Annotated in this window: 13 protein-coding genes; 10 read left to right on the forward strand and 3 right to left on the reverse strand. The window is 34.6% G+C overall.

Annotated features, from left to right (window positions below; translation table 11 throughout):
- Positions 1 to 70: 70 nt before the first annotated feature.
- A complete protein-coding gene (locus GN105_RS12345) occupies positions 71 to 442 on the reverse strand; it encodes a hypothetical protein (protein WP_155285698.1) in 372 nt (123 codons plus the stop codon).
- Between the two features lie 1,398 nt (positions 443 to 1,840).
- Between GN105_RS12345 and GN105_RS12350 the strand changes: the two genes are divergently transcribed.
- The 10 genes from GN105_RS12350 to GN105_RS12395 all read left to right on the forward strand — a co-directional run bounded on the left by GN105_RS12350 (position 1,841) and on the right by GN105_RS12395 (position 12,980).
- Positions 1,841 to 2,800, forward strand: a complete 960-nt coding sequence (locus GN105_RS12350; protein ID WP_173015010.1) for a Fic family protein — start codon at positions 1,841 to 1,843, stop codon at positions 2,798 to 2,800.
- Between the two features lie 211 nt (positions 2,801 to 3,011).
- Complete coding sequence (locus tag GN105_RS12355) at positions 3,012 to 3,515, forward strand: c-type cytochrome (RefSeq protein ID WP_018278494.1); 504 nt, start codon at positions 3,012 to 3,014, stop codon at positions 3,513 to 3,515.
- 27 nt (positions 3,516 to 3,542) lie between these two features.
- Positions 3,543 to 5,498: a Sec-dependent nitrous-oxide reductase gene (gene nosZ / locus GN105_RS12360; RefSeq protein ID WP_095896667.1), complete on the forward strand. Its 1,956-nt coding sequence runs from the start codon at positions 3,543 to 3,545 to the stop codon at positions 5,496 to 5,498.
- Between the two features lie 61 nt (positions 5,499 to 5,559).
- Positions 5,560 to 6,141, forward strand: coding sequence for a hypothetical protein (locus GN105_RS12365; protein ID WP_095896668.1), 582 nt, complete (start codon positions 5,560 to 5,562; stop codon positions 6,139 to 6,141).
- A 92-nt stretch (positions 6,142 to 6,233) separates the two neighbouring features.
- Complete coding sequence (locus GN105_RS12370) at positions 6,234 to 6,671, forward strand: nitrous oxide reductase accessory protein NosL (protein ID WP_095896669.1); 438 nt, start codon at positions 6,234 to 6,236, stop codon at positions 6,669 to 6,671.
- Positions 6,672 to 7,104: 433 nt separating this feature from the next.
- Positions 7,105 to 8,346, forward strand: a complete 1,242-nt coding sequence (gene nosD, locus GN105_RS12375; RefSeq protein WP_095896670.1) for a nitrous oxide reductase family maturation protein NosD — start codon at positions 7,105 to 7,107, stop codon at positions 8,344 to 8,346.
- Between the two features lie 14 nt (positions 8,347 to 8,360).
- Positions 8,361 to 9,071 (forward strand): ABC transporter ATP-binding protein, encoded by a 711-nt coding sequence (locus GN105_RS12380; RefSeq protein ID WP_095896671.1) that lies wholly within the window; start codon positions 8,361 to 8,363, stop codon positions 9,069 to 9,071.
- Entirely contained in the window at positions 9,064 to 9,846 is a 783-nt protein-coding gene (locus GN105_RS12385) for an ABC transporter permease (protein WP_155285700.1), read from the forward strand. Before GN105_RS12380 ends, GN105_RS12385 begins: the two co-directional genes overlap by 8 nt.
- 254 nt (positions 9,847 to 10,100) lie before the next feature.
- Positions 10,101 to 12,506, forward strand: coding sequence for a TonB-dependent receptor domain-containing protein (locus GN105_RS12390; RefSeq protein ID WP_227977439.1), 2,406 nt, complete (start codon positions 10,101 to 10,103; stop codon positions 12,504 to 12,506).
- A gap of 6 nt (positions 12,507 to 12,512) precedes the next feature.
- Positions 12,513 to 12,980, forward strand: a complete 468-nt coding sequence (locus GN105_RS12395) for a hypothetical protein (protein ID WP_155285702.1) — start codon at positions 12,513 to 12,515, stop codon at positions 12,978 to 12,980.
- Positions 12,981 to 13,052: 72 nt separating this feature from the next.
- Here the strand turns inward: GN105_RS12395 and GN105_RS12400 are convergent, their stop codons facing one another.
- A complete protein-coding gene (locus GN105_RS12400) occupies positions 13,053 to 14,105 on the reverse strand; it encodes a cytochrome-c peroxidase (protein WP_155285703.1) in 1,053 nt (350 codons plus the stop codon).
- 81 nt (positions 14,106 to 14,186) lie between these two features.
- Positions 14,187 to 14,981 (reverse strand): MbnP family protein, encoded by a 795-nt coding sequence (locus tag GN105_RS12405; protein WP_155285704.1) that lies wholly within the window; start codon positions 14,979 to 14,981, stop codon positions 14,187 to 14,189.
- Positions 14,982 to 15,052: the final 71 nt, after the last annotated feature.

The following is a 15,052-nucleotide window of genomic DNA, read 5'->3' on the forward strand; positions in this document are numbered from 1 at the left end:
CGACCCTGATTTGGCTCATTTGATACGAAAAGAAGAGGAGTAATACCCATATGATGCTTCATCTAATAAGTTATTTTGTTAGCAAAGGGGCTTTTTCCAACCAACTATATTGAATGTCTGAATGGTTTTTCAATAGCTTATAATCCGCAAGGGGAGTCAAAAACAGGTAAACAGAGTCTTTAAGGATATCCCCAGTGAATAAATCCTCATTAGAGATGAACAGTATTTTGTTATTCGACTTGAATTTTTTAGGTGATTTTTTGATGTACCCTTCCTTTACTTGGTATAGATAAAACTTTTTTATACCACGTGCATATGAATTACCTAATTTTTGAATATCAGTAGCATAAAGTACCAATTCACTTTCAGAAAAAGCCTCTTCATAGGTTAGTTTTTTGTCTTCCTCAAATATTACTTTTTCTTCTTTGGGAAACAAATCCACTACGTAATTTCCTCTGATATCTATTAAAGATTCAGAAGAAATTTCTTTCCTCTCGGAACAGCTTTTTAAGCTTATAAGCCCGAAGAATCCAACGGCTTATAACCTCGTAAATGTTGCAAGATAAACCAAGCACAAAAATCAAAACTATTTAATACCATACTCTTTTTGTTTTGCTCTGAACAGAGAGTCTATATCATTAAAATCTCTGAATATATGTTCTGTATAAAGTTCTTCTCCTTTTCGTATTGTAATCAAAATTGTAACGATAAAAACCTGTACATCTTCTCCTCAGTATAGATTAAAAATCAACTACTTAACATTTAAAAGAGACTAAAACAGGGACTTCCTCGTTTTAGTCCCTTTTTGCTTATAGATATTACTGTTTTGAAAAATAAGACACTAAAAACTACATTTATACTGTTAATATTACAAAATTGTAAAAATAAGCACATTTAAACATATTTATCTTCTACTCTCCAAACTATATAAGCTTGAGTTTTCTTTGATAAGTAAAGAGCTATTTATCATAGCAGATTCTTATTTGGTTACGCAAATGATAGAATATTTCACTCTCGCTCACTTACAATTTGTAATCAACTAATAAGGTATCTCCGACCACCTGCGTAAAATAATACAAGGCATATTTGTAAACAAATTATTTTCAGTATATTACATTTTTTTTAGTGAATTAATACGATTTTTGTCATTATTATGTTATTATTGAATAAAAAAAATAAGTTTTTCTATTTTTAAAACAATGCTTCGTATTATGGTTTTTTAAGCACAAAATATAACAAGCTGATTATTAATTATTTAAGAGCTATAAAATTCATTTTTTAGAGCTTTAAATTTCTTTCATTTTTTTCTGCAAAATATTTAATAAATAATTGATTATTAGATATTTGAGAGCTCTAAAATTTAGAGCGAATTTAAGTTGCAAGATGTGTCTTTGTATATACAATGAAATTGCACATAAAGACCTTCTCGCCTTTCTAATTTTCCCTAGTTTGATTTCATCTGCATCAAGAGAAAATTTAGAAAGGGGAAAAGCTTCGGAACTCGTTTTTTATCAGAAAAATAATTTTGTTGTTATTTTTTAGGAGAAAGGAAATAATCCCCAAGGATAATCACAATTTAAACCTTGATACAAATTGAGAGAATTTTTCCACTTTTGGAGAACCTATGCGGAGAAAAGGTGAATGAAAATCTTCAAAAGCCAATAGACTGTCAAAAGGCTTAATTGTTATAGTATTATTAGCCACAAAGACACACAACAACGGTTAGAGAAATTGGAATCATAAAATAAAAACAAGTATTTATGTCAACTTTTTTATTGAATGTCTTTTAAAATTCAAAAAAATAATTGTATCTTTGACAGTATCAAATGATACTATCAAAATGAAACCTCCTTATCAAATAACGAGTCAGATATTACACCTAATAACCTATATTTCAGAAAGAATAGGAGAAATTAATGCTAATCATCTTTACAAACCTACCACTGAGCTTCGTAAGAAAAATAGAATCAAAACGATTCAATCCTCATTAGAGATTGAAGGAAACACACTCACACAAGAGCAAATTACAGCTTTGCTAGAAAATAAAAGAGTTATTGCACCACCAAAAGATATTCTTGAGGTTCAGAACGCGATAAGGATATACAATCAACTCCAAAATTACAATCCATTTGAAATAAAAGACTTACAAAAGGCACATTCAGTTTTGATGAACGAACTTATTAACAATGCAGGAAAATTCAGAACATCCAACGTAGGCATTGTAAAGGGTTCAAAAGTGGAACATATTGCTCCAAGTGGAGCAATTGTAAAGGGATTAATGAAAGATCTTTTCACCTACTTAAAAAAAGACAAAGACCCAATTTTAATAAAAAGTTGTGTATTTCACTACGAATTTGAGTTTATACATCCATTTTTGGATGGCAATGGAAGAATGGGACGACTTTGGCAAACACTTATTTTGATGCAACAATATCCTGTTTTTGAGTTTCTACCTATAGAAAGTTTGATTAAACAAAAACAAGAATTGTACTACGCCAAGCTTTCAGAATCTGACAAAAAAGGAGATTCTACCCCATTCATAGAGTTTATGCTATCAATTATTTTAGAAGCTTTAGAAGCTTTGTTAAACACTCAAAACAAAACGCTTAAAACAGAAGATAGAATAGCTTTATTTCGAGAAAAAATAGGAAACCTAACATTCAGCAGGAAGGATTATTTACAGAGTTTTAAAAATATTTCCACTCCAACTGCAAGTCGAGATTTGAAATGGGCAGTGGAACAGGGTATTTTGGAAAAAAAAGGAAAACAACGACTAACAGAGTATCTATTTAAAGATTAACAACACTAAAAAAATATACTCTTAAAACCTTATTTTTCAATTCTTTTAAAGAAATATTAATTTATTTAAAAGATTGATAAACAAATGATTAACATATATTCTTCTTTTAGATATTAAACTTTCTTAAAAAAAGATAAAAAAATCTTTTTATCTTCGATGTGTTTTTTATACTTTTGCCAAGAAATATACTAACAAACTAATAATAATTCGTATGAAAAGAATAACAACAACATTAGCAGCAGTTTTGCTCATTTTTGCAAGTTGTAAAAACAACAATCAGAATCAGCAGCAAACACAAGAAAGTACGCCTCAAACAACAGTAACGGAAAAAGAAACTCCTAAGGCTGAGGTGGTGGATACGTCTAATCCTTCGGATTTTATGTCAAACAAAGGAATAGGTCCGGTCAAAAGTGTAACCATTGGCGAAACAATCGACCAAGCTATGGCTAAAAAAGGGGAGGAGCATTTCAAAACATTATGCTCGGCTTGCCATAGACCTACAAAAAAATTCATTGGTCCGGCTCCGAAAGACATTTTAAAAAGACGTTCGCCGGAGTGGGTTATGAATATGATTATGAATCCGGAAGAAATGATTCAGAAAGACCCAATCGCAATGCAATTGCTTAAAGAGGCTAACGGAGCTCCGATGGCAAACCAAAATGTTTCTGAGCAACAGGCTCGTGAAATTTTGGAATATTTCAGAACCATCGAATAATTTTGGATAATATTAAATAGTTTCTATATGAAAAATGTAATTAAATTTTTCGGATGCGTTACTTTGTTGTCGGCAATAGTGTCTTGCGGCTCTGACAAAAAAAACGGTCAAGGCATATTGGATACCGATGTGGCATCAAAAGTATATGTAAAACCCGGTGAACACGACGAGTTTTATGCTTTTCTATCGGGTGGATTTAGCGGACAGGTAAGCGTTTACGGTTTGCCTTCCGGGCGTTTGCTTAAAGTGATTCCCGTATTTTCTCAGGACCCTGAAAAAGGATACGGCTACAACGAGGAAACAAAACCAATGTTGGAAACCACACACGGCTTCATTCCTTGGGACGACTCGCACCACCCTGAACTTTCTCAAACAAACGGAGAAACGGACGGACGTTGGTTATTCATTAACGGAAATAATACGCCGCGTATCGCACGTATTGATTTATCTACCTTTGAAACTGCCGAGATTATCGAAATCCCGAACAGTGCCGGAAACCACAGTTCACCTTTTACTACGGAAAATACTGAATACATAGTTGCAGGAACTCGTTTCGCAGTGCCTTATCCGCAGGGAGACGTGGCTATCAATCAGTACAAAGGAAAATTCAAAGGTGTGCTTTCATTCATCAAAGTTGACCCTCAAACCGGCCGAATGAATATTGAATTTCAGGTGTTAATGCCAGGATTCAATTACGATTTGGCTCACTCCGGTAAGGGAGCTTCTCACGGTTGGATGTTCTTCACAACGTACAACACCGAAGAGGCTAACACACTTCTGGAAGTAGAGGCTTCTCAAAATGATAAAGACTTCATCGCTGCCATAAACTGGAAAAAAGCAGAAGAATTCATCAAAGAAGGTAAGTTCAAAGAGGTAGAAGCAAGCTATATGCATAACATTTACGATGAACACACACACATCGCGACTTCTACCAAACAAAACAAAGTGAAAGTTTTATCGCCTGAAGAATGCCCCGGATTGGTTTATTTGCTACCAACACCAAAATCTCCTCACGGAGTAGATGTTGACCCAACAGGGGAATATATCGTTGGTAACGGAAAACTTTCTACGGATTTGACCGTTCACTCTTTCACAAAAGTTTTGAAAGCCATCGAAGAGAAAAAATTTGAAGGAGAGGCTTACGGAATGCCAATCTTGAAAATGGACGAAGTAGTTGGAGGAATCGTGAAAGAAGCAGGGCTCGGACCTCTTCACACAGAGTTTGACGACAAAGGTTTTGCTTACACTACGCTTTTCATTTCTTCTGAAGTTATCAAATGGAAAGTAGGTACTTGGGAAATTGTGGACAGACAGCCGGTGTACTACTCTCCGGGGCACTTAATGATTCCGGGAGGAGACTCCAAAAAACCAGACGGAAAATATCTGTTGATTATGAATAAAATTACGAAAGACAGATATCTGCCAACAGGTCCTGAACTTACACAATCAGCTCAATTGTTTGATATTTCGGGAGATAAAATGCAACTTTTGTTGGATTTCCCAACCATCGGTGAGCCTCACTATGCACAAGGTATTCACGCTGACAAAATAGCTCCTAAATCTGTGAAATATTATCCGCTTAAAGATAATAAACACCCGTACGTTGTAAGAAGCGACGCAGAGGCAAAAGTAGTTCGTGAAGGAAACATCGTTCACGTGTATATGGGAATGATTCGTAGCCACTTCTCTCCTGATAATATTGAAGGAATTAAAGTAGGTGACAAGGTTTACTTCCACGTAACCAACTTAGAGCAAGATTGGGATATTCCTCACGGATTCTCAGTATTGGGTGCACAAAATGCCGAGTTGCTCGTTATGCCGGGACAAACAGAAACTCTTTATTGGGAGCCTCTGAAAGCGGGAATTTATCCGTTCTATTGTACAGACTTCTGTTCGGCTTTGCACCAAGAAATGCAAGGATACATTCGTGTTTCAGACAAAAATGCGAATGTTGAACTCAAATGGAGTTTAGGTGAAGAATAAAAACAAATCCGTAAAGTAAGTACGTAACAATGCGTACTTACTTTATTTAAAACCAGCTGTTATGAAAAATCTATCACGCGTACTGATGTTTATCGCCTCGATGCTGATGTTGTCGCTTTTTGCATTTCCTATCTGGAACATTACATTGGAGGCTCCGCAGTATCCTGAGGGGATAAAAATGTATATTTGGATTAACAAAATAACAGGAAGTGACGAATTCACGCTTCAAAACGTAAATATCCTAAATCACTACATCGGGATGAAAGCCATAACTCCCGAAAGCATTCCTGAATTGACTTACTTTCCGTATATAATCATCGGATTGGCGATTTTGGGAGTTGTTTTTGCCATCATAGGAAAGAAAATCCTTTATTTGGTGTGGAGCTTGCTACTTATTGTGTTAGGGGCATTAGGTATATACGACTTCTATTTGTGGGAATACGATTACGGGCATAATTTAAACCCTACGGCACAAATTAAAATACCTGGAATGAGTTATCAACCACCGCTTTTAGGAGAAAAACAATTGTTGAATTTCCTTGCAAAATCATATCCCGATATGGGAACTTACGCAATGATTTTGGCAAGTATTATAGCCTTCGTGGCGTTTATGATAGTTTACAGGCGTAAGAATATCTCTTAAAGTTTTATAATAAGTGTTGTTGATTTGATGATAATCCTATAATTGGCAACACTTATTTTTTGTCAAAAATAAAATACTCAAACACTAAAAATATGAACATATCAAGAATAATTATTTTCATCGGGATAATAACAAGCGTAATTAGCTGTAAACCCAAAGCACAACCCATCGATTACGGAAGCCATTTGTGTGATTACTGCCAAATGACCATTGTGGATAAGCAATTTGCTGCCGAAGTGGTAACCAATAAAGGCAAAGCCTATCGTTATGATGCCATAGAGTGTATGCTTCGTGACCAAAAGGAAGATGTAGCACTTTATTTGGCTTGCGATTATATGTCACAAGATAGGTTGGTCGATGCAACAAAGGCTACTTTTTTAATTTCTGAAAATCTTCCAAGCCCAATGGGAGCGTTTCTTTCTGCTTTTGAAAATAAAGCCGATGCAGAGAAAATGCACAAAGAAAAAGACGGAAAATTATACGATTGGGAAGCCATCAAGCAATATTTTTTGGAAGAAGAGTCGGAATAAATAAGTCAGTTTTGACTAAAAAAACTCAATAATTTTCTTCAAAAGGGTTTCTTTCTCTCCAAAATACGAAAACTTTACTACAAAATAGCCAATCCTTTCGGGGGAATGGCTAACTTTGTGCCTAAAATAAGCAAGTTGCTCGGGGGAAAATGTAAATCCGACAGGGGAAAATGTAAATCCGATGGGGAAATAACAAAGTCACAGTATTAAATAACTAAAAACAATGGGGAAATTAGAAAAATTTTCTGTACAAAATGAAATATAAGTCTAAAATAAGAAATATTTTCTGTTCATACCGAAAAATGACATTTCAAAAGTATGGAATTTCTCTTACAATTTTCAAATTTTAATATCAAACAGAGAAATCAGAAACCAAATCACCTTCATTGCGATATTTTTTACTGAAAAATCATATTAAAAAACACTTTTTTTGATGCTAAAAAAATTACTTTTATATCACTTTCTGTTAATTGGCTTTTTTGTCAAAGCAAACACGATTACCGTTTGCCAAAATTGTCAAGTAAAAACCTTAAAACAAGCTGTTGAAATGGCTCAGCCCAATGACACTATTCTTGTTGAAAAGGGAACTTATAAAGTACACGATTTAACCATTGATAAGCCACTGGTTATTTTAGGAAAAAATCGCCCAATTATTGACGGAGAGCGAAAAGGAGAAATACTTGTTGCCAAAACTTCTGACATTGTCATAAAAGGATTTCATTTTAAAGGTGTTGGAGAAAGTTTCACGAAGGATTATGCAGCAATCAGGCTTGTAAAAAGCAATAATTTCATCATTGAGGACAATACCTTTGAGGATATTTACTACGGAATATTCTTAGAAAAGTCCAACGATGGCATTGTAAAGCAAAATCAAGTCGTTGGGCGAGCAAAAGAGGAGTACAATTCCGGAAATGCCATTCATTTATGGTACTGCAATCGTGTAACCATTGAAAATAATGATGTGTCAAAGTCGCGTGACGGTATTTATTTTGAATTTGTGTCCGAATCCACCATCAAAGGCAATAAAAGTTATAACAATCTTCGTTATGGCTTGCATTTTATGTTCTCGAATAATAACATTTATTACAAAAATGAATTTTGTGCCAATGGGGCAGGAGTTGCGGTGATGTTTTCTAAGTTCATTGAAATGAAAGAAAATATTTTCCAGAAAAACTGGGGAAAATCCTCTTACGGATTGCTTCTGAAAGAAATTTACGATTCAAAAATCATCGGAAATACCTTTCATCAGAACACCGTTGGCATTAACGGAGAGGGCTGTACGCGAATTGATTACGAAGAAAACACATTTTCGGAAAACGGATGGGGAATCCGCATACGTGGGGCGTGTTATACGAACAATTTTTTCCATAATAATTTTGAAAACAACACTTTTGATGTTTCGTACAGCAATAAAGTTCACGATAACAAGTTTGAAAATAATTATTGGAGCGATTATACGGGCTACGATTTAGATAAAAACGGCATTGGAGATGTGCCTTTCCGCCCTGTGAAACTGTTTTCGTACATTGCTAACAAAACTCCCGAAAGTGTTGTGTTACTACGAAGTCTTTTTATTGATATTATCAACTTTTCGGAAAAAGTAGCTCCGTCTTTCACCCCCGAAAACTTAATAGATCCGTCGCCTTTGATGCGTCCATATCCAATCAAGAAATAAAGTAAATATATACTATGATAGAATTTAGCAACGTACATAAAAAATTTGACAAATTGCACGTACTAAAAGGCATTGATTTCGCCATAGAAGGCAACGGAATCTTTGCCATATTAGGTCCCAATGGTTCAGGGAAAACAACCTTGATAAAAAGCCTTCTCGGAATGGTAATCCCTACCGATGGCGATATTAAATTTCAAGGAAAAACCATAAAAAATAAGTGGGATTATCGCCAACAAATAGCATATCTACCTCAAATTGCAAACTTTCCGAATAATCTGAAAGTTAAAGAACTCATTAAGCTCATCAAGCAACTAAAAGGCGAAAATTGCAATGATAAAGAGCTAATCGAGGTGTTCAATTTGGAAAAACATCTGGAAAAAAAGTTAGGAAATCTCTCCGGCGGAACAAAACAGAAGGTAAATATCGTGCTTACCTTTATGGCTGATGCTCCGTGTATTGTACTTGACGAACCTACTTCCGGATTAGACCCCATCGCCACACTGGAACTCAAAAAATTGATTATAAAAGAAAAGCAGAAAGGCAAAACCATTTTGATGACTTCACATATTTTGAGTTTCATAGAAGAACTTTCCGATGAGGTACTTTTCATCCTTGAAGGAAATATTTATTTCAGAGGAACAATTACCGAACTCATCAATAAAACCCAAAAAACAGATTTTCAGGAAGCCATAGCTCAATTACTTAAAGAACAAGCGTATGATTAAGATTATTCGATATACATTTTTTGACCTGATGCGTAGCAGTTGGTCGTATTTTTACTTAGGATTTTATCTTTTGCTTAGTAGCATTTTACTTTTTTTAAGCAATGACGTTGCCAAATCTATCATTACTTTTATGAATATTGTAACAATTCTCATTCCGCTTATTGCTACGATATTCGGAGTGATGTACTACTATAATTCACGAGAGTTCATTGAGCTTTTATTGGCACAACCACTAAGGCGAACCACGCTTTTCATAGGACAATATATTGGGATTGCATTGTCTTTAAGCCTTAGTTTGCTTTTCGGAATGGGAATACCGTTTTTGTTATACGGAGTTTTGCTTTCTGGAGAGATTTTTAATTTTTTAATGCTGATAATAACGGGGATTTTCCTAAATTTTATCTTCGCTGGTTTTTCATATTTAATAGCTCTGCACAATGAAAATAAAATAAAAGGATTTAGTTTCTCGATTCTTTTATGGCTTTTTATGGCAGTGATTTACGATGGTATTTTTCTGATTTCGTTGCTTATTTTTCAGGAATATCCGCTTGAAAGATATTCGCTGATAGCTACATTCTTCAACCCGATTGATTTATCAAGAATACTGATTCTTTTAAAGTTGGATATTTCGGCACTTATGGGTTATACGGGGGCTATTTTCAAGAGTTTTTTCGGTTCAAAATTAGGGCTTTGGGCTTCAATGGCAATGCTTCTGACTTGGATTATGGGGTTGTTGTTTTTCATCAATCGTAAAGCAAAGAAAAAAGATTTTTGATAAGAGGAATTCTATTTATTTCATTCTTAAACTTATTAATTACAGTTTCAAAATATGATTTTTGGTATTACAGAGTATATTCTAAAAATATATAATACATTTATTTTCAATAATATGAATTATATTTGAAAATAAAACACAAAAAAGTCTTTTATTTTTTTGCTGCCTTTGTCTTAAACTACTACATTTGCATTTAATTATTCTAAATAAAATTAAGCATTATAGTAAAAGTTTTAGGCAGATACCTATTAATATTGTTAGGAACTGCAACATTGCAAGCACAGAATTTCCCGTATAAGATAAAAGGGAAAATCACGGATGAAAACAGAAATATTATTACTGATGTCATTGTTGAAGTAAAAGGAAATGGAAAAATTAGAGCTACCACCAATGAAAAGGGGCTTTACAATCTTGCTGTACCTGTCCCAAAAGTAACTTTACGAATTTACAAAATGGGATTTGTAGAGAAAACAGTGGAAGTATCAGTCTCAAGTAACGAAAATAGAGTAACCTATTTGGATGCTATTCTTTTCAAAAATGACATTGAATTACAAGAGGTTGTGGTTACGGATAATCCCAGCTTAGTAACTAATTCCAAATCAGCAATTCAAAAGAATTTAAATCGTATTCCCGGAGGAGTTATTCTTACCGATTTGTCAGCCTTGAAAACACAACGTTCTCAAACACTTAAGGATGCCATAGGAAGCGAGCCTGGTGTGATAATTCAGGAGTTTTTTGGAGGAAATGACCAACCTCGTTTAAATATTCGTGGCTCTGGAATTCAAAGTAATCCGCAATCAAGAGGAGTTGCTTTACTACAAGATGGGATTCCGATTAATTTTGCCGATGGATCCTACATCATAGGGGTTTTGGAACCGCAAGCCTCTCATTTGGTAGAAGTTTATAAAGGATCAAACGCCCTGCAATACGGGAGTGCTACTTTGGGGGGTGCGATAAATTTTGTAACCAAAAATGGATTCAACGCATCGCCCATTGCTGTTAAATTGGAAAAAGGTAGTTTTGAATATTTTAACTCCAGTCTTTCCTCAGGACTAAATGTAGGAAACAAAGATATTTTTATATCAACAAGTTACAATCAAAGCAACGGATTTAGAACGTACAATAGCTCTAAGAGATATAATGCATTGTTCAATATGGGGTATCGGTTTTCTGATAATTTTGAAGCCCGTATTTTAGCAAATTACACAAATTTGGCATTTGATGTGGCAGGTCCTATTACCAAAGCTCAAATGTATGCTGACCCTAAGCAAGTTAATGGGAAGCCAACTCCTAAGAATTTGGGTCCTAATGTATTGAGAGACAAGCCCAATCGTGCAAGTGAAATCTTCCGTATAGGGAACAAAAATACTCTTAAGGTAGGTGACAAGGCTTCATTTCATTCGGTGATGTATTATCAGTACGCAGATGATGTATTCACGTTTCCAATCTCGGGAAATATTCGTCAGAATTTCAATAATGATTTTGGAGGAAATATCGTGTTTGAGCATAAATCCAATAAAAATCATTTTTCAATTGGAGGAAGTCTTCATTATGGAAAAACTAATCAAACTTATTTTATAAACAGATTGGGAAGCAAGTCAATCATATTTGCTAATAATGATTTGGAAGCTTTTAGCAAAACTCTGTATTTCAATGAGGTATATTCTTTGACTTCTGAATTAGATTTAGTGGCATCTTTACAAACAAGTTGGGATTTGAGAAAAATTACAGACAGGAAAGACAATCCTAATCAGCGTCCCTCATTCAGTTTTCAGACAAGTAAAATGACGATGAACCCTTCCAAAGCTATTGATAAGCAACACAATTTCTTTGGTTTAAATCCCAAAATAGGATTAGTATTTTCTCCTTCCAAAACAGTGCAAACCTATGCGAATTTCAGCAGAAGTTACGAGCCGCCTACTTTTTTAGAATTGATAAATCTTTCGGGAGGAAGTATTAACTCAAGTCCCACTAAAATAGAAAGTTCTGATTTATCCGAACAAACAGCTTCAACCATAGAAATTGGCTCAAGAGGTCAGATAGGGAATCGTTTACAATGGAATATTTCGTTGTATCACTCTTGGATAAAAGGTGAACTTTTAACTATTACAGACCTTGTTGGAATAAGTGGTAATACCATCAATTCGCCTTCAAAAACCATTCACCAAGGAGCGGAAATAGGATTTACATCCCATATTTGGAATGGAATAGTAGAAAATAAGGATTATTTGCAAGTAGGAGCTACCTATAACTTCAGTAATTTCTATTTCAAAGAAGGATTGTATAAAGACAAACAAATTGCCGGAATTCCGCGTCATTATCTCATTGGGAAAATGGAATATAAACATTCTTTAGGAATTTTGTTAAATATCAACACCGAATCATCTTTGGAGAAAACATATACCAATCATATGAATGAATTGTATCAAGCCCCTTTCACACTCATCAATGCCAGAATAGGATTTCAACGTCATAAATGGGGAATTTTCGTAGATGCACGCAATCTTGCTAACAAAATATATGCTTCAAGTTATCTTGTAAGAGACAAAATCGTAGTTCCACCACCAATGAAGGCACAGGGGGCAACTATCGATAGTTTTACAAATTATATTCCAGGAATGGGACGTAACATAGTTGTAGGATTCAATTATAATTTTTAATCTACTATGATAAAGAAAATAATTTTTGTAGGATTATTGCTTATTTCTTTAGGAATCAATGCTTTTCTTATCTCAAAGTTTGTAGGAGGAAGTACCCAAAAGATAGAAGGAGATGAGCGAGTGAGCATTGTGATGAGCAACGATAACCGAGAATTTGTTATGCGAGAGATGAGGCATTTTGTAGAAAGCGTACAACAGATAAATGCAGGGATTTTGTACGAACGTCCTGAGCTAATCATTGAGGCGGCACGAAAATCAGGACACGCTGTAACTGAATGTGCTCCACAGGGATTGGTTCAAACATTGCCTTTGTCTTTCAAACAATTAGGTTTTTCAACTCACGACCTCTTTGATGAAATAGCTGATGAAGCCGAGAAAAACTTTTCACCCAAACGAACGCAGGAACAACTCAATCAGTTATTAACCAATTGTGTATCTTGCCACAGAGGATTTAGAATAGATGCTCAGAAATAAACTTTAAACTTAAAACACAGAGGTTGTCCAGAGATTTGGACAGCCTTTGAAAAATAGTTCTATATGAAAATTCTAATGTTGTTCGGACTCCCAAAAGCGTTTATCGTTAATAAAAGCTTTATCGGAAAGTGTTTTTAAAAAAGCAATCAATTGTTTTTTTTCGGTTTCGGTAAACGAGATTCCCAAATAATTAGATTGCTGTAACAAGGGGTCTAAGTTTGGTGTCTTCACAACACCAGAACGATAATGTTCCACAACATCTTCCAACGTAGCAAATCTTCCATCGTGCCCGTACGGAGCTGTATATTCAACATTCCGAAGACTTGGTACTTTGAACTTGAATTTATCTCCTTCCCTTTCTGTTACACGATATCTCCCAAAATCATTATACTTTGGGTTGATAGGCATACCGTTATTTCGAAAGCTATGGTCTGTGAATAAATCTGTAGCGTGACACGAAGCACATTTTTTTTGAAAAAGAACATAGCCTGAGAGTTCATCAGAGGTTAGTTTTCCTCCATTTTCACCTCTACGGAATTTATCAAAACGTGAATTTGCAGAAATCATCAAGCCCATAAATTGTGCCAGCGATTTCAACACGTTTTCAGTGTTTATTTGTTGATTATCAAAAGCCTCTGAAAATAATTTTACATAATCGAGGTCGCTTTTCATCATAGCGATTATGTTTGCAAATTCTGCATTCATCTCTACATCAGCCGTTATGGGAATCATTGGCATCAGTTCTAAATGGTCAGACGCACCATCCCACATAAACTGTCCTTGAAAAGCCATATTTTGTATTGGTGGAGAATTACGACTCCCTTCACGAGCTTGAACACCCAAACTAATGGCTTTGTTCTTGTCTGCAAAGGCGGCTTCTGGCTGGTGACACGAGCTACAAGAAACACTTCTATCTGAAGAAATTCTCTTGTCGTAAAAAATTTTCTTTCCCAAAGCAACACCTTTCTCTGTAAAAGGATTGTTTTTCATATCGTAAATAACTGATGGAAAATTCGGTGGTTTGGTCCAAAGGAAATCAGTTTTTGCAGGCTGATATTCTTCTTTTAGGTTTGAGCAAGCTCCCAAAAATAGACACAATATTCCTAATATAATGATTCTACTCATTTTTCCGAAAAAATCAAGATTAATAACAAAACTGTTCTGAGAGAAAATGACTTTCCTTTTCCCAAAACAGTTTTATTCTATTTACTTCGTATTTTGAACGCTTCCTACTGAAAATATTAATTTTACGTTTTTTTGTGTAATCTGTCGTACACCTTCACCTCCCATAATTTGTGGTGTTTGCTCCAAACTTGGTTTAAATTCTCCATCTAAAATTTTAGAAAGGTCAGCTTTAATGGTAATATAAGATGTTTTTTCAGGCGAAATGATTGCTTTTTCTGTTAATGACAACTCGGATTGTGCATAATTGTACACATCACCGGTTTTTCCAGTATGTACTTTGAATTCCTCATTGGCTTTTGTTGCAGAGGTAAATTCTCCTTCAAATTTGATGAATTTATATCCCGCCTGCCAAGACCACATCATACCAAATTCACGAGCTCTTTCCGTTAAATCGCCTTGTCCGCCTGCTCCTGCTTTGTATTGAGCTTCATCAATTCCAATACCAAAAGTAATTTTAGTATATTTTCCGGTAGGAATTCCCATTAGATTGATTTTTGCTGTATTAGCTTTTTTGCTTTCATCAACAATAAAATAGCTTTTTGACTTAGGAATAGCATAAACTGAACCATCTTCTTTTGTTAATACAACATTACTGATGATATATGTTGCGGTGCTAGGTTTTATTTTTTCTCCGTTTGAAAGAGTGTATTCCTTGTTTAATACAAAATCTTCATCAGCATACACATTGTCAAAAGTTAGTGTAATTTCTCCCGCTTCATTTTTGATTTCTTTAATAATTTCTTCTGTCTTAGTACAAGAACCTAATAAAGCTATTACAGCAACGATTGTAATTGATTTTAAATGTTTTACTTTCATTATAATTTAATTTTTAAAGTTGATAATTATTTAAGTTTTTTAAAATTTCCATTTCACACCTAAAACGACAT

This window comes from Capnocytophaga felis, from assembly GCF_009684755.1.
In the GTDB taxonomy this organism is placed as follows: Bacteria; Bacteroidota; Bacteroidia; order Flavobacteriales; family Flavobacteriaceae; genus Capnocytophaga; species Capnocytophaga felis.